Origin of the sequence: Paraburkholderia caledonica NBRC 102488, from assembly GCF_000685095.1 — a bacterium.
GTDB classification, from domain to species: Bacteria; Pseudomonadota; Gammaproteobacteria; order Burkholderiales; family Burkholderiaceae; genus Paraburkholderia; species Paraburkholderia caledonica.
Genome location: NZ_BAYE01000008.1, coordinates 105,387 through 120,776, shown reverse-complemented (window position 1 = coordinate 120,776; position 15,390 = coordinate 105,387). Strand labels below are relative to the sequence as shown.

The window sequence follows — 15,390 nt, the reverse complement described above, 5'->3', positions numbered from 1 at the left end:
GGTGACGTTACTTGGCCGCGGTCTTGACCGGCGCCGCCACGAAGTCGTTCGTGTAGGTCTTGGCGAGGTCAATGTGCTTGCCCTTCACCGAGGGGTTGAATGCGGAGAGCACTTTCAACACGGTCTCCGGACCGTCGGCGGGCATCTTGCCGTCCTTCGTGAACATGGGCAGCGACGCTTTCAGTGCACCGACGTAAAGGTCCTTGTTGTTGCCGTAGTAGTCCTTCGGCATCCTGGCCGCGATTTCTTCAGCGCTATGCGTGGCGATGAAGTTCAGCGTCTTTGCGAAAGCGTGCGAAAGCTTCGCCGCGTCGCTCTTGTGCGACTCGGCCCACGCGCGTTGCACGTAGAAGCTCGAAGCAGGATAAGTGCCGCCGAGCGCTGCGCGCGTGCCTTCGAGCGTGCGCATATCGACCAGTACTTTCGCGTCGCCGGTCTTGAGAAGTTGCGAGACCGTCGGCTCTGTCGTCATGCCGGCGTCGATGCGGCTTTGTTTGATGGCCGCGATAAAGCTATTGTCGGCACCGACTGGCAACAGCGTGTATTGCGTGGACGGAACACCCGCGCGTTGCGCAAGGTATTGCGTGAGGAAGCTTGTCGAGGAGCCGAGGCCGGTCACGCCAAGCGTCTTGCCTTTTGCGTCCGCCATGCTCTTGAAGCTGTCTGCCGCCTTCGTGGAGACCATTTCCACTTCGCCCGGCACCTGGCCGAAGATCACCAGCGCCTGCACTTCTTTGCCTTTGCTCTGCAGATCGATAGTGTGATCGTAGAAGCCCACTACGCCTTGCACCGCGCCTGCGAGCAGTTCGTTCTCTGCATCCACGCCCGCAGGCTGCGAGAGAATTTCGACGTCGAGGCCTTCGTCTTTGAAGTAGCCGAGTTGTTCAGTCAGCTTGGCCGGCAGGTAAATGATCTTGGTGGCGCCGCCGACCATGATCGTGAGTTTCTCCGCGTGAGCGGCTGCCGAAGCAGCGGCGAGGGCAAATGCAACACCGGACACAGCGGCAATCTGGCGCAAGGTACGCATGAGGCAGTCTCCTGGGGTTTGGCCGCCGCCCTATGGACCATGCGGCGCTTTTTGAGTGAATGACGGCGATTATAGAAATCGGAAACCTTCTGGGAGCTTTCGACGGTGTCGGCAAATAGTGAGTGTTAACCCCGAACCGCGCGAATCGTGCCGCAAACCGCGCGCAGCGCATGCCGCCGAAGCTCCAGATAAAAACATGGAACTGTATGCTGCGTACCTCACGCGATACGCGCAGCGCCCTGTTTTTACGGCACAATCGACGCCCTGACTCTCGCCGTTCGCGCCATGAAGCTGCTGCTCATAGAAGACAATCCCACTCTCGCTCACTGGCTCGCGAAGATGCTGGAGCAGGAGGCATTCGCTCTGGACGCCGTGCAGGACGGCGACGCGGCGGACCGCTTGCTGCGCACGAATCACTATGACGTGATCCTGCTCGACCTCAATTTGCCGAAGCTGTCGGGCAAAAACGTGCTGCGCCGGCTGCGTCAGCGCGGCGACGCGACTCCCGTGCTGATTCTGACAGCGAGCGGTTCGATCGACGAGAAAGTGGAGTTGCTCGGCGCGGGCGCCGACGACTACCTGGTGAAGCCATTCGAAGTGCGCGAGCTGATCGCGCGAATCAAGGTGGCGATCCGTCGGCAGTCGCCGTCGAAGGCGAGCGAAGTAGTATGCGGCGACCTTGCGTTCGACATCGACACGCGCCAGTTCACATTGAAGGGCGCGCCGCTGAACGTCACGCCGCGCGAGCGCTCGGTGCTCGAAACGCTGATTCTTAGATTGGGCAAAACGGTGACCAAGCCCGCGCTCGTCGACGCGATCTTCACGCTGGCCGATGAGCCGAGCGAAGACGCGGTCGAGATTTATATCTCACGCCTGCGCAAGAAGCTCGACGGCAGTTCGGCGGCCATCGTCACGCTGCGCGGGCTCGGCTATCTGCTGCGCAAGAAAGAAGATGACCAATAGTTTGCGCGTCCGATTGTTATGGTGGTTGCTGGTGCCGCTCGCATTGTATGTGTTCGTGACTGGCAAGGCCGAATACGACAATGCCCGTCGAACGGCCGATCTCGTGCAGGACAATCAGCTTATTTCTTCCGCGCGAATGATTGCCGGCGAAGTGGAATGGGTAGACGGCTTTTTGCGCGTGGATGTACCGCCCGCGGCGCTCGAAATTTTCGCGTCGCCCTATCGCGATCAGGTGTTCTACAGCGTCAATGTGGACGACCGGCAACTTCTCGCGGGTACGCCGGAATTCCCGCCGCGTCCAGCGCAAGCGGCCGACACGCCGGACCACTACGACACCGCGCTATACGGCCAAGCTGTGCGCGCCGTCGGGCTCGTTCGGCTCATGTACGACAACGGCGCGACACGCCACGTGCGCGTCACTGTTGGCAAGACGGTGCGTTCACGCGACGCGATGGCCGAACAACTATGGCAACCGCAACTCGTGAGGCAGATCGAGATGATCGCGCTTGCGGTGGCGCTCGTGTGTATCGGTCTGACGTTCGAATTGCGTCCATTGATGAAGGTGAAAGACGAGGTCGCCGATCGCGATCCCATGCAACTCGAACCGATCCGCGTGGACCGTCTGCATACGGAATTGCGGCCGATTGTCGAGGCCATCAATCAGTGCATTGCGCGCCTCGGTGTGCAGGTCGCCGCGCAGCGCCGTTTTATCGCCGACGCCGCTCACCAGTTGCGCACGCCGCTCACGCTGCTCGGCACCCAGTTGCAGTTCGCGCGGCAGCAGGGTGGCGTGAACCCGGCGCTCGATGAAGCACTGGCCGCCATGCATCGCAGCAACCGTTCAATGGTCGGACTCACCAACAAGCTGTTGCTGCTCGCTCAGGCCGAGGCGGCGGACAACCGGCAGGTGATCGTCGAAACGGTGGATCTCGTGCCGTTAGCCATGGAAGTGGTGGAAGACTTCGCGCTGCTTGCGCAAGGGCGGCGAATCGATCTCGGCGCGGAGCTTTGCGACATCGCGCCGGTGGCTGGGCACCGTGGCCTGCTTCAGGCGCTGATCGCCAATCTCGCAGAGAACGCAATTCGCTACACGGGCGGCGGCGGGCACGTCACGGTCGCAGTGACCGCCGACGCGCACAGGGTTACCGTTAGCGTGATCGACGACGGTCCCGGCATTCCAGCCGAGTCTCGCAGCCGCATATTCGAACCGTTCTTTCGCGCCTCGACGGATACGGAGGGCACGGGTCTCGGACTCGCCATCGTGCGGGAGATCGCGGACGCGCACAAAGGCGATATCGTGCTCCAAGCGGGCGAGGGCGGTAAAGGCGTGCATATCGCCGTTTCCTTTCCGCGTGCGGCGTCGGGGCAGTCGCGCGCAGGCTAGCAGCGCCAGCTATTGCGGCCGGCGGCGGCTGTATCGCGTTGAAAAACTCGCGGTCGCCGCTGTGCTGGTGTCGAAGTCAACGCGTATCAAAAGGCAGCGTTGTAAATCGCCAGAGCACCGGCCTCGCTGACAGGCTTGGGATTATTCACGAGTAGTCGGGTTTGCAACATCGCGTCGCTGGCCATGCGTCCGAGCCCTTCACGCTCGATGCCGACATCGCGCAGCCGCGCCGGGATCGCTGTGGCGGCAATCATCTGTTCGAGCTTTTCGATCAGCGCCTGGGTCTTGTCTTCGGCGCTGCCTGTCGCTCCCGGCACGACCACGTCGGCCAGTTCCGCGTAGAGATCTGCCGCAGAGTCAGCGTTGAAGCGCAACACATGCGGCAGCACCAGCGCGTTGGAAAGCCCATGCGGCACGTGATAAATGCCGCCGATCGGATACGCCAGCGCGTGCACGGCAGCGACCGGCGAGTTTGCAAATGCCTGTCCCGCGAAAGTCGCGCCCAGCAGCATTGCCTCGCGCGCTTCACGATTGTTGCCGTCCTCGCACGCGGGCAGCAGGTTGCGCGACAGCAGTTCGAGCGCCTTTATCGCGAGCATGTCGGATACCGGGTTCTTCAAATGCGCTGACGTATACGCTTCGATCGCGTGAACCATGGCGTCGATCCCCGTGGCCGCAGTGGCGGCGACGGGAAGTCCGAGCGTGAGTTCGGCGTCGAGAATCGCCAGATCGGCGATCAGTTGCGGCGCGACGACGCCCATCTTGCTGGCCTCGCCGACTGTGACAATCGACACAGCTGTGACTTCGGAGCCGGTTCCCGCAGTGGTCGGCATCTGCACGAGCGGCAGGCGCTGCACCGTCACTTTGTTCACGCCATACATTTCACTGAGTTGCTGCTGTTGCTGTGGAGCGAGTGCTGCGATGAGCTTGGCGACATCCATCGACGAGCCGCCGCCCAAGCCCAGCACGATCTCGGCACCGGCGCTGCGCGCGCGAGCCGTCGCTTCAAGCACGACATGTTCTGGCGGATCGGCGATCACGTCGTCGATCACCGTCGCATTCCAGCCATGCGCCTCGAGATCGGCAAGTGCCGGGTCCAGTAAGCCGCTTTTGTGCAGGAAGCCGTCCGTCACGACACACAGACGTTCAAGCGCCGGAAATTGCGCGCGCAGCAAAGCGCCGAGCCGACGAGCCGCACCGAATTCGACTATGAGCGTGGGCACCGTTTGAAAGCGGAATGCGTGCGTCATGCTGCTTCTCCCGGGACCATATGGCTCGACACTTCGCGTCGCTCCAGCAAGGGGACGATTGTGCCGAAACCAAGACGCTGAAAATGTTCGGTCTCGCGATGCTCCGCGAGGCCGTCCGCATCGCTGTACTGTTCGAGGATTACAAAATGGTCTGGCTCGAGCGGCGAGCGGAAGAACTCGTAGTAGAGGTTCTTCGGCTCCGCGCGAGTGGCGGCGGCGAGTTCGGTGAGATGCTTCACGATCGCATCGCCGTTGCCGGGCTTGGCGAAATAATGCGCGATCACCTGCAGGTAGGCATGAGCCATCAGTAACTCCAACAAGACAGAGGTCGAGATCTCACAGCGTGAAGCCAATGTCACCGCGAGCCGCCGATATTCCGAGCCGGGCAGACGCGGCGCCGAACCCCAGTTGTACCAGATTCGGATCGCCCGCTGAACGGCAAAACCATCGTCTTGCTGCGTTCCGCGAGCGAATCCATCAGATCGGCAGGGCCATCTCACTCGGATATTGAGAATCATTCGCGTTTGCGATAGATTGTCAGCGTGTTTCAGAAGGACGAGCGTGCGCGCGGCCGACAAACCGTGTCCGTGCAATGTCGAGTGCATCCGAGCACTGCGCGGCCTTACTCGTCGCCGCTGGTTTTCGTGGTTGCGGCGAACAAACGAACCGGCGGCGCCAGACTGCTGCCGGTACACGGCTTCATCCAAAGGAATTCGTATGACCATGCTTTCGACACCGCGGCCCACGCTCGCCGATCTGTCTATCGAGCCCGGCCTACCCACGGTCGTGTCGCCGCGCGCGGGCGGGGGCATGCCATTGAACGACGCCGCGCCGCTGCTGCATGCAATTGCCGATGAGACGCTCGAGCGCGCCGGCGGCGTGCTCTTTTCAGGCTTCCGGGTTGATTCGATCGATGCATTTCAAGGTTTCGCGGCTTCGTTCGGGCATCCGCTGATCGGTTATGAATTCGCGTCTACGCCGCGCAGCCAGGTTGAGGGCGCGGTGTACACGTCGACGGAATATCCGCCGCATCGCTCGATCCCTTTGCATAACGAGCAGTCGTACACCCGCGAATGGCCGTTGCGGATCTGGTTTCACTGCGCGCTCGCCGCGCGTTCCGGCGGCGCGACGCCGATTGCGGACAGCCGCGCGATTTATCGCGCGCTCGACCCCGCGCTCGTCGAGCGTTTTGCGAGCCGCAAACTGCTTTACGTGCGCAACTTCGGTCAAGGGCTCGATTTGCCGTGGCAGCAGGCTTTCGGCTCGGACGATCCAGCCGTAGTCGAGCGTATTTGCCGCGCGCGCGGCATTGAATGCGTATGGCGCGACAGCGAAGACGGCGAGTTGCTTCTGCGCACCCGCGAGCGTTGCCAGGCGGTGGCGCGGCATCCGCGCACAGGCGAAAACGTGTGGTTCAACCAGGCGAACCTGTTCCATCTTTCGTCGCTCGATGAAGACATGCAGGACGCACTGACCGACTCCGTCGGTCTGGAAAACGTGCCGCGCAATGTGTATTACGGCGACGGCGCGCCGCTCGAAGCCGACGCCCTCGCACAGATTCGCGGCGTTCTTGACGAAGAGCGGGTCGTGTTCCCCTGGCGGACCGGCGACGTGCTGATGCTCGACAACATGTTGACGGCGCATGCACGCGACCCGTTCGAAGGGCCGCGCAAGGTGGTCGTCGCGATGGCACAGAGTTACCGTGAAGGCCAGACGGTGTAGCGCAGAAAGACAACCGCAGCGCCGTGGTCCGCACACAATTGCGCGGATGCGTTCGGCTCGGCGTTAATGCAAACTATTCGCATCTAACAAAATATCAGCGACCTGAGTCATCTATAAGACATATGTCTTCAGGCATAGGATAAATCGCTGAAAGCCTTGTCTGGTGGGCATCATCGCACTTTCGGCGGGTTCGCCGGCATGTTTGTTTAGCAGCGGATAGAGGAAAACGCGCATATACTCACGCTCGGGCCGTAAAAAGTAGTGCCGCGGGTCGCGCTGCGTTTTGCTGCTTCGTCGCAACTCGCTGGCTCAGCGCGTCCAACGCTCTGTCTCTCACTTCACCTAGCAAAGCATCAAACATGTCCACACCGCCGAAGATCATCTACACCCTCACCGACGAAGCGCCTGCTCTGGCGACTTACTCGCTGCTGCCGATCGTCAAGGCGTTCACGCGCTCGTCCGACGTGATCGTTGAAACGCGCGATATTTCGCTTGCTGGCCGGATCATCGCTGCATTTCCGGACTACCTGACCGCGGAACAGAAGGGTTCCGACGATCTGGCGGAGCTGGGTGGACTCACAACGCGCCCCGAAGCGAACATCATCAAGCTGCCGAACATCAGCGCTTCGGTGCCGCAACTGAAGGCCGCGATCACCGAATTGCGCGATCAGGGCTACAAGCTGCCGCCGTATCCGGACGTCGCCACGACGGAAACGGAAAAAGACGTCAAGGCACGCTACGACAAGATCAAGGGCAGCGCGGTCAACCCCGTGCTGCGCGAAGGCAACTCGGACCGCCGCGCGCCGCTGTCGGTGAAGAACTACGCACGCAAGCATCCGCACAAAATGGGCGCATGGGCTGCAGACTCCAAGTCGCATGTCGCTCACATGAGCGGCGGCGATTTTTACGGCAGTGAAAAATCGGCGCTGATCGCTGCGGCCGGTGCGGTCAAGATCGAACTGACGGTTGCCGACGGCACGAAGACGGTTCTGAAGGAAAAGACGCCGGTGCAGGCGGGCGAGATTATCGACGCGTCGGTGCTCAGCAAGAACGCGCTGCGCAGCTTCATCGAAGCGGAAATCGCCGACGCCAGGAGCAAGGGCGTGCTGTTCTCGGTGCACCTGAAAGCCACGATGATGAAAGTGTCCGATCCGATCATCTTCGGTCACGTGGTGTCGGTGTTCTACAAAGACGTGTTGACCAAGCACGCTGACGCGCTGGCGCAAGCGGGCTTCAATCCGAACAACGGTATCGGCGATCTGTACGCGCGCCTCAAAGACCTGCCGGCCGAAACGGCTGCGCAGGTCGAAGCCGACATCAAGGCTCAGTACGAACAGCGTCCGCAACTGGCCATGGTCAACTCGGACAAGGGCATTACGAGCCTGCACGTGCCGAGCGACGTGATCGTCGACGCGTCGATGCCGGCCATGATTCGCGAGTCGGGCAAGATGTGGGGCGCGGACGGCGCACTGCACGACGCCAAGGCCGTGATTCCGGACCGTTGCTACGCGGGCGTGTATCAGGCAGTGATCGAAGACTGCAAGAAGAATGGCGCATTCGATCCGGTCACCATGGGCACGGTGCCGAACGTCGGCCTGATGGCACAAGCCGCTGAAGAATACGGTTCACACGACAAGACGTTCCAGATTCCGGCGAACGGCGTGGTTCGTGTGACCGACGCAAGCGGCGCTGTGCTGATCGAGCAAACGGTGGAAGCGGGCGACATCTGGCGCATGTGCCAGACCAAAGACGCACCGGTGCAGGACTGGGTCAAACTCGCGGTGAACCGCGCGCGTGCCACCAGCACGCCGGCCGTGTTCTGGCTGGACGCGGCTCGTGCACACGACGCGCAGATCATCAAGAAGGTCGAGCAGTATCTGAAGGACCATGACACGAACGGTCTGGACATTCGCATCATGACGCCGGTCGAGGCAACGAAGTTCTCGGTCGAGCGCATCCGCGCCGGCAAGGACACGATCTCGGTCACCGGCAATGTGCTGCGTGACTACCTGACCGACCTGTTCCCGATCATGGAACTGGGTACCAGCGCGAAGATGCTGTCCATTGTCCCGCTCATGGCAGGCGGCGGCATGTTCGAAACGGGCGCGGGCGGTTCGGCGCCGAAGCATGTTCAGCAACTGGTCGAAGAAGGTTTCCTGCGTTGGGATTCGCTGGGTGAATTTCTGGCGCTGGCAGCGTCGCTCGAACATCTGAGCAGCGCTTATCACAACCCGAAGGCGCAAGTTCTGGCCAAGACGCTGGATCAGGCAACCGGCAAGTTCCTCGACAACGACAAGTCGCCGGCGCGCAAGGTCGGCGGTCTCGACAACCGTGGCAGCCACTTCTACCTCGCGATGTACTGGGCCGAAGCACTCGCCGCGCAAACGGAAGACGCCGCGTTGCAGGCGCAGTTCGCCGGCGTAGCCAAGGCGATGGCCGACAACGAAGCGAAGATCCTCGAGGAACTGCGTGCCGTGCAAGGCAAGCCGGTGGATATCGGCGGCTACTATCGTCCGAACGTCGAACTGACGAGCAAGGCTATGCGCCCGAGCGCCACGCTGAACGAAATCGTGGACTCGATCGCGTAAAGTGTTCAGCCATGTGCGGAAGCGTGAGAGGAGCGGCCCAGGTGACAAAGCACTTGTGCACGCTTTGAAAGACGCAGCCAGGCACACACCTGACGCGGCATAAAAGTAAGCGGTAATGTAAGCGGTAAGCACGACGATGGCGCTCTTGAGCGCCATCGTCGTTTCTGGCTGCATATCGCTGACGCGCGTAGTGCGATCCATCAAACGTGAACGATTTCCCAGTCGCTCAGTTTCTCCGGAATTTCCAGCGTCGAGGTGTCGACTTCGGACAGATGCGGACAGGTCAACCCGCGCGCGAGGTCGTCAGCCGCTTGTTGCGGGCTGGAAAACTCGCCAAGCTTGTCGTTGCCGTACGATGCTTCCCAGCCGCCCTGGCCCGGCAAAATGTAGAACGCTCCTTCGGTCGATCCAAAGCGAAAGCCTTTCATTTTTAATCTCCCAATTGCCAATAAAAACCGCTGTGCTCCGGCGGCTTCTTGCGTGGGATTCGGGGATTGTCCGAGACGGTTCTATCGCATCCAATCCACCGTACCGCATGAAGCGCCTGCTCTTGTAAAAGAGTCTATGTCAGCAGGCAGCGGAGCAAGCGGTCGTTGGGTGCTTAGTTATAGCGAAAAATATTCTTGAAAATCAGTGTGTTGTGTGTTTCATTTTGCGATGTGCAACGTGGGGCGGCATTGCGAAATGACGGGTTTGTGCCACGCACCACGATTTTTTACGAAGCAAGGCCGCGTGTCACATCGTGAAATTTTGCGTGTTTTGTAGATACACACCTGTATGCGTTCAGGAGCGGCCTCGCGACAGCACGCTCACGAACGCAATCATCGCCTTGTTGAACAGCGCCGGTTTTTGCAGCGGCGCGAAATGACTGACGCCGGGTAACACCTTCAATTCCGCACCGGGAATCGCGCCGGCCAGATATTCGGCGTGCTCCCGTTTGATGAACTCGTCGTGTTCGCTATGTGCGATGACAACCGGCACGCGGATTCGCGCGAGGTCGTCCGCGAAATAGTTAGGCTCGGTCTTCATCATTTCGCTCACCGCGGCGACGAATGCGTCGAAGTGGTCAGGCGTGGCGGAGAGGCGTTCGTAGTCTTGACGGTGCCGGCTGAAACAGCGGTCGATAACCGGCGTCGCTACAAATTCTTTGGTGCCGCTGGGGTCCATGTTGCAGCCGAAGAAGAACACGCCGGCGACGCGTTGCGGCGCCACCATGCCCAGCACCATCGCCACACACGCGCCGTCGCTCCATCCGACAATTGCCGCGCGTTCGAGCGCAAGCGCGTCCATTACGGCAAGCACGTCAGAAGCCATCAGTTCGTACTTATACGGCCGCGCGTCGCGTGTGCTGTGCCCGTGACCGCGGCTGTCGATCACCACTACGCGGTGTCCGGCAGCCAGGAGCGCCGGCACCTGGTAACCCCAGTTGCCGCTGTGACCAAGTCCGCCGTGCAACAGAATCACTGCCGTGCCGCTGCCGTGAGACGCGTACCAGATTCGCGCGCCTTCGTGCTCGACCCAGCCCGACTCGTTCGACGCAGGCAGCGGCGGCGCGCCGTGTGCTTCGAAGCGTTCAAGCGAGTCATCATCCGGTACCTGGAAAGCTGCCATCGCCGTTGTCTCCTCTTTGATTGCCAATACTGTCATCGCAAGCGACAGCGTGCCAGCACAGCAGCCCGCATCGCAACGAACCTACGAGATTCTGCTGCCTCTTGCCGCTTCGCCGATTCTCGGAAACACACCGCCAGCGCCCAACCGCCGTTCACTCCGAATCGAGCTTCTCGATCAGCATCGCGACGAACGTCTCCGTGACGCCGGGACGCACCACGAGTTCAGGTTCCGCCCTCACTTCGCGCGCCGACGCCGGCAGTATCGTCACGCCGAGCCCTGCACGAACCATGGCTACGGCGCTCATCATGTAGGTCGGCTCGCAGGCAATTTCCGGCACGCACCGCGCGTTCGAAAACGCGCTATCGACAACCGCCCTCACACTCGTGCCTTGCGCCGTCAACACCAGCGGCGTCGCCGCAAGGTCGCCAAGCGTGATGCGCCGCCGCTTCGCTAGCGGGTGCCGCTTCGGACAAACCACCACCAGCCTGTCGATGCCCGCATGTAGCACTTCCAGGTTCGCGTCGTCGAGAGCGCCGCCGGTCAATCCGATATCGGCCTCTTCATTACGCACCAACGCATTGACCATGCTAGCGACGACATCGCGCACCTCGAAACTCACGCGCGGCACACTTTTCTTCAGGTCTTGAACGAGTTCGGGCAGCGAGCTTGCCGCGAAAGTCGGCAGGCAGGCGATTCGCACGGTGCCGCTCGCGCCGTCGCCGAGTGCGCGAGCGTCGATCAGCACATGCTCCATGTCGTGCAGCGACTTTTGCAGAAGCGGCAGCAAATCCCGCCCCGTCGGCGTGAGCGCGACATTTCGGCTGTTGCGGTCGAAAAGCCGCAGGCCAAGGGTTCCCTCCAGGCGCCTGATCTGCACCGTCAATGCCGGTTGCGAAAGGTGCAGGCGCGCTGCAGCTTGCGTGAAGCTGCCCGTTTGCGCGACCGCGATAAACGCGCGAATGTCCCGAAGATTCAGATCCATGATCGTTTGTAATTGCTGCAATCAATTCATTTCAATTGATTTATCAGTGGGCTGAACTGACGCTGGATCGCAGTAAAAAACAACATTGGAGACAAGCACATGCTGCCATTACTGGGGCTGGCCACCATCGTCGTGCTGCTCGGCGCCATCCTGTCGAAACGCATGTCGCCTTTGGTGGCGCTCATCATCGTGCCGATTGCCGCGTCGTTGATCGGCGGGTTCGGCTTTCAAACGAGCAAGTTCGTGATCGACGGGCTCAAGGGGCTCGCGCCGGTCGTCGGCATGTTCGTGTTCGCGATTCTCTATTTCGGCACCATTACCGACGCGGGCACGCTCGATCCGATCATCGACCGCATTCTCCGCGCGGTCGGCACGCGGCCCACGCGCATCGTGATGGGCACCACGCTGCTCGCTCTGCTGATCCATCTGGACGGCTCCGGCGCGGTCTGCTTTCTCGTCACGATTCCCGCGATGCTGCCGCTCTATGACCGTCTCAAGATGGACCGGCGCGTCTTGGCGGCGGCCGTTTCGATGGCGGCCGGCATCAATTTCCTGCCATGGACCGGACCGATGATTCGCGCGTCCGCTTCGCTGCATCTGCCGATCTCGGCGCTGTTCAATCCGCTGATTCCGGTGCAGGCAATCGGGCTCGTTTTCGTGTTCGGCGTTGCATTCTGGCTTGGACGTCGCGAGGAAAAGCGGCTCGGTCTCGGCGCTGCGAGCGGTGCCGTGCCGATGCCGAAACGCGAACTGACGCCGGAAGAACAGGCGTTGCGGCGACCGAAGAATTTCTGGTTCAACATCGTGCTCACGATCGTCGTGCTCGGCACGATGGTCGTGATGGGCGAAAAAATTCCGCCCGCGATCATGTTCATGGTCGGCCTGTGTGTCGCGTTGATGGTCAATTATCCGAACGTGGACATGCAGCGCAAACGGATCGACGCGCATGCCCGCGCTGCATTGATGATGGCCGGCATTCTTCTCGCAGCCGGCGTGTTCACGGGCGTCATGCAGGGTAGCGGCATGCTCAAGGCGATGGCGCAAGCCGCAGTTGGCTTCGTGCCGCCTGCGATGGCGAGCCATATTCCGGTCGCGCTCGGCATCATGTCCATGCCGCTTAGCATGCTGTTCGATCCCGATTCGTTTTACTTCGGGGTACTGCCGGTTATCGCCGAAGTGGCGGGCCAGCTCGGCGTGCCTGCGGTGCAGGTCGGCCAGGCCGCGTTGCTCGGTCAAATGACGACGGGCTTTCCGGTCAGCCCATTGACGCCGGCCACCTTTCTCGTGGTCGGCTTGTGCGGGATCGAACTCGCCGATCATCAGCGGTTCACGTTCCCCCTGTTGTTCGGCGCATCCATCGTGATGACGATTGCGTGTGTCGGGTTGGGGATATTTTCACTGTGACTTTTACGGAAACAGGTGTGAGCAGCATGACAGCCACTCAGCATGGACGCCTCGTGCGAATCGGCGCGGGCGCGGGCTATTCGGGCGATCGTATCGAGCCCGCAGTCGAACTCGCGGAAGACGGCGTGCTCGATTACCTCGTGTTCGAATGTCTCGCCGAACGCACGATTGCGATTGCGCAGCAGGCGCGCAGCAAAGACCCCGAACTCGGCTACGACCCGCTGCTCGAGACGCGCATGAAGGCGGTGTTGCCAGCCGCGCTACGCAATGGCGTGCGCATCGTCTCGAACATGGGCGCGGCCAATCCGCTTGCGGCGGCGCACAAGACAGCGGAGATTGCGCGCTCGCTTGGTCTCGGCGACGTCAAGATTGCGGCGGTTACCGGCGACGACGTGCTCGATGCGGTGCGTGACGGCGCCTTCCGCTTCGAGGAATCCGGCGAGCTGGTAGCGGACTACCAGTCGCGTCTCGTCTCCGCGAATGCGTATCTCGGCGCGAGCGCAATCGTCGACGCGCTCGCGGCGGGCGCACAAATCATCCTCACAGGACGTGTGGCCGATCCGTCGTTGTTCGTGGCGCCACTGATCCATGAATTCGGCTGGCGCATGGACGACTGGCAGACGCTGGGTCAGGCGACGCTGATCGGCCATCTGCTCGAATGCGCGGGGCAAATCACCGGTGGCTATTTCTCGGACCCTGGGTTCAAGGATATTCCCGCGCTGGCGAGGCTCGGCTTTCCCATCGCGGAAGTCGGCGAAGACGGCGCCGTGGTCATCACCAAGCTCGCGCAGGCTGGCGGACGCGTGACCGAGGCGACGTGCAAGGAGCAGCTGCTGTACGAGATCCACGATCCGCAGCGCTATTTGCAGCCAGACGTGGTTGCTGATTTCTCGCGCGTGCACGTCGAGGAAGAAGCGCCAGACCGCGTTCGCGTGAGCGGCGGCGGTGGCGCGCCGCGCACGGGCACGCTCAAGGTCTCGGTGGCGTATTTCGACGGTTTTATCGGCGAGGGGCAAATTTCTTATGCGGGCCCCGGTGCGCTGACGCGTGCCCGTCTCGCACTCGATATCGTGCGCGAGCGGCTTGCGCTGACCGGAGTTCAGACCGAAGAGTTACGCTTCGACCTGATCGGCGTGAACGCCTTGCATGGCGAGACCCTTGCCGATAGTTCCGCGGAGCCGTACGAAGTGCGCGCGCGCGTGGCGGGGCGCACTGCGTCGTTGGAGCAAGCTGTGCGCGTCGCCAACGAAGTCGAGACTTTATACACGAACGGCCCGGCGGGCGGCGGCGGAGTCACGAAGTCAGCGCGCGAAGTCGTCGCGGTGCAATCGGTGCTGTTGCCGCGCGAGCTTGTGAAGCCGACGTTCACGATGGTGGAGGCGTGAGATGAAACTACGTGAGCTGGCCCATTCGCGAACCGGCGACAAGGGCAATACGCTGAATATCTCGGTGATCTGTTACGACGTACGGCACTACGAGCATTTGCTGGCCGTATTGACACCGCAGCGCGTGAAGGCGCATCTCGCGGATGTCGTGCGCGGCAATGTCGCGCGCTATGAACTGCCGGCCATTGCGGCGCTCAACTTCGTGCTCGGCGAGGCGCTGGGCGGAGGCGTGACGCGCTCGCTCGCGCTCGACGCGCACGGCAAGTCGCTCAGTTCCGCGTTGATGAGCCTTGAAGTCGAAGCGCCGCCGTCGCTATGAATTCGCCGGCGGCAATGCACCGCCGTTCGAGCTGTGCTACTCGCTTCGCGCACTCGACTCATGCGCGCGTCGCAGCCTCTCGCGGCTGTTGCTCAGATGCATGCGCATCGCGGCGCGGGCGTCGTCGGGGTCCTGGCGCTCAATCGCAAGGTAGATGAGTTGGTGCTCGTTGAGCACGTGGCGCAAGGTCTCGATCTGATCGAGTTCTGCAATTTCCGCTGAGCCGAGGCGCGTGCGCGGACTGACCGCGCTCCCCAACTGGCTCAGCACGTCGAAAAAATAGCGGTTGCCGCTTGCGCGCGCGATCTGCAAGTGAAACTCGACGTCGTGCGCGAGCGTGTCGGTGCTGCCGCGTTCGAGTTCGGACTCGAAGCGTGCGAGCGCCGCGCGCATCTGTCTCAGGCTCTGCTCCGTGCGCCGCGCAGCGGCGAGCGCTGCCGACGCCGCTTCCACATCGATACGGAATTCGATGATCGCCATCACGTCGAGCATGCTCGACAGGTCGGCGGCGGGCAGTTGCATGCTTTTTTCAGCGGCCGGCGCGAGCACGAACGTGCCGATGCCATGACGCGTTTCTACCACCCTGGCCGCCTGCAGCCGCGAGATGGCTTCGCGCACGACCGAGCGGCTGACAGAAAGCTGCTTCATCATCGCGACTTCAGTGGGTATGCGGTCTCCTGGTCTCAGGACGCCGCGGCGGATTTCATCGGAAAGGGTGGCCACCACTTTCTCAGTTAGGCTGCTCATTGCTGTGG

At 61.7% G+C, this 15,390-nt stretch carries 14 protein-coding genes; 7 read left to right on the top strand and 7 right to left on the bottom strand.

Annotated features, from left to right (window positions below; translation table 11 throughout):
* Window positions 1-7: 7 nt before the first annotated feature.
* A complete protein-coding gene (locus BCA01S_RS18155) occupies window positions 8-1,027 on the bottom strand; it encodes an ABC transporter substrate-binding protein (RefSeq protein ID WP_027778125.1) in 1,020 nt (339 codons plus the stop codon).
* Between the two features lie 285 nt (window positions 1,028-1,312).
* Here BCA01S_RS18155 and BCA01S_RS18150 point away from each other — a divergent pair, with 285 nt between their 5' ends.
* Window positions 1,313-1,990: a response regulator gene (locus BCA01S_RS18150; RefSeq protein WP_027778124.1), complete on the top strand. Its 678-nt coding sequence runs from the start codon at window positions 1,313-1,315 to the stop codon at window positions 1,988-1,990.
* Window positions 1,980-3,374, top strand: coding sequence for a sensor histidine kinase (locus BCA01S_RS18145; RefSeq protein WP_027778123.1), 1,395 nt, complete (start codon window positions 1,980-1,982; stop codon window positions 3,372-3,374). Before BCA01S_RS18150 ends, BCA01S_RS18145 begins: the two co-directional genes overlap by 11 nt.
* Before the next feature lie 86 nt (window positions 3,375-3,460).
* Here the strand turns inward: BCA01S_RS18145 and BCA01S_RS18140 are convergent, their stop codons facing one another.
* Both BCA01S_RS18140 and BCA01S_RS18135 read right to left on the bottom strand, forming a co-directional pair.
* Complete coding sequence (locus BCA01S_RS18140; RefSeq protein WP_027778122.1) at window positions 3,461-4,624, bottom strand: iron-containing alcohol dehydrogenase; 1,164 nt, start codon at window positions 4,622-4,624, stop codon at window positions 3,461-3,463.
* A complete protein-coding gene (locus BCA01S_RS18135) occupies window positions 4,621-4,929 on the bottom strand; it encodes a putative quinol monooxygenase (protein ID WP_027778121.1) in 309 nt (102 codons plus the stop codon). The genes BCA01S_RS18140 and BCA01S_RS18135 overlap by 4 nt, the downstream gene beginning before the upstream one ends.
* A gap of 412 nt (window positions 4,930-5,341) precedes the next feature.
* Here BCA01S_RS18135 and BCA01S_RS18120 point away from each other — a divergent pair, with 412 nt between their 5' ends.
* Together BCA01S_RS18120 and BCA01S_RS18115 are read left to right on the top strand one after the other, a co-directional pair.
* On the top strand, window positions 5,342-6,346 hold the full coding sequence (locus BCA01S_RS18120) for a TauD/TfdA family dioxygenase (RefSeq protein ID WP_027778120.1): 1,005 nt from the start codon (window positions 5,342-5,344) through the stop codon (window positions 6,344-6,346).
* Between the two features lie 359 nt (window positions 6,347-6,705).
* Entirely contained in the window at window positions 6,706-8,934 is a 2,229-nt protein-coding gene (locus tag BCA01S_RS18115; protein ID WP_027778119.1) for an NADP-dependent isocitrate dehydrogenase, read from the top strand.
* A 200-nt stretch (window positions 8,935-9,134) separates the two neighbouring features.
* Here the strand turns inward: BCA01S_RS18115 and BCA01S_RS18110 are convergent, their stop codons facing one another.
* From BCA01S_RS18110 to BCA01S_RS18100, 3 genes are all read right to left on the bottom strand, one after another.
* Window positions 9,135-9,362, bottom strand: a complete 228-nt coding sequence (locus tag BCA01S_RS18110; protein ID WP_027778118.1) for a hypothetical protein — start codon at window positions 9,360-9,362, stop codon at window positions 9,135-9,137.
* A gap of 355 nt (window positions 9,363-9,717) precedes the next feature.
* On the bottom strand, window positions 9,718-10,545 hold the full coding sequence (locus BCA01S_RS18105) for an alpha/beta fold hydrolase (protein WP_027778117.1): 828 nt from the start codon (window positions 10,543-10,545) through the stop codon (window positions 9,718-9,720).
* A 151-nt stretch (window positions 10,546-10,696) separates the two neighbouring features.
* On the bottom strand, window positions 10,697-11,527 hold the full coding sequence (locus BCA01S_RS18100; protein WP_084166882.1) for a LysR family transcriptional regulator: 831 nt from the start codon (window positions 11,525-11,527) through the stop codon (window positions 10,697-10,699).
* Window positions 11,528-11,626: 99 nt separating this feature from the next.
* Here BCA01S_RS18100 and BCA01S_RS18095 point away from each other — a divergent pair, with 99 nt between their 5' ends.
* The 3 genes from BCA01S_RS18095 to BCA01S_RS18085 are packed head-to-tail and all read left to right on the top strand — an operon-like array spanning window position 11,627 to window position 14,635.
* A complete protein-coding gene (locus BCA01S_RS18095; protein ID WP_027778115.1) occupies window positions 11,627-12,931 on the top strand; it encodes a CitMHS family transporter in 1,305 nt (434 codons plus the stop codon).
* 26 nt (window positions 12,932-12,957) lie between these two features.
* The gene (locus BCA01S_RS18090) at window positions 12,958-14,316 is read left to right on the top strand and encodes an acyclic terpene utilization AtuA family protein (protein ID WP_027778114.1); all 1,359 of its coding nucleotides are present in this window, start codon (window positions 12,958-12,960) and stop codon (window positions 14,314-14,316) included.
* A gap of 1 nt (window position 14,317) precedes the next feature.
* Window positions 14,318-14,635 carry an AtuA-related protein gene (locus BCA01S_RS18085; protein ID WP_027778113.1) on the top strand — a complete coding sequence of 106 codons (318 nt, stop codon included), beginning with the start codon at window positions 14,318-14,320 and terminating at the stop codon, window positions 14,633-14,635.
* Window positions 14,636-14,671: 36 nt separating this feature from the next.
* On the opposite strand, the gene BCA01S_RS18080 is transcribed toward BCA01S_RS18085, so the two are convergent.
* Window positions 14,672-15,382: a FadR/GntR family transcriptional regulator gene (locus BCA01S_RS18080; protein WP_027778112.1), complete on the bottom strand. Its 711-nt coding sequence runs from the start codon at window positions 15,380-15,382 to the stop codon at window positions 14,672-14,674.
* Window positions 15,383-15,390 lie beyond the last annotated feature (8 nt).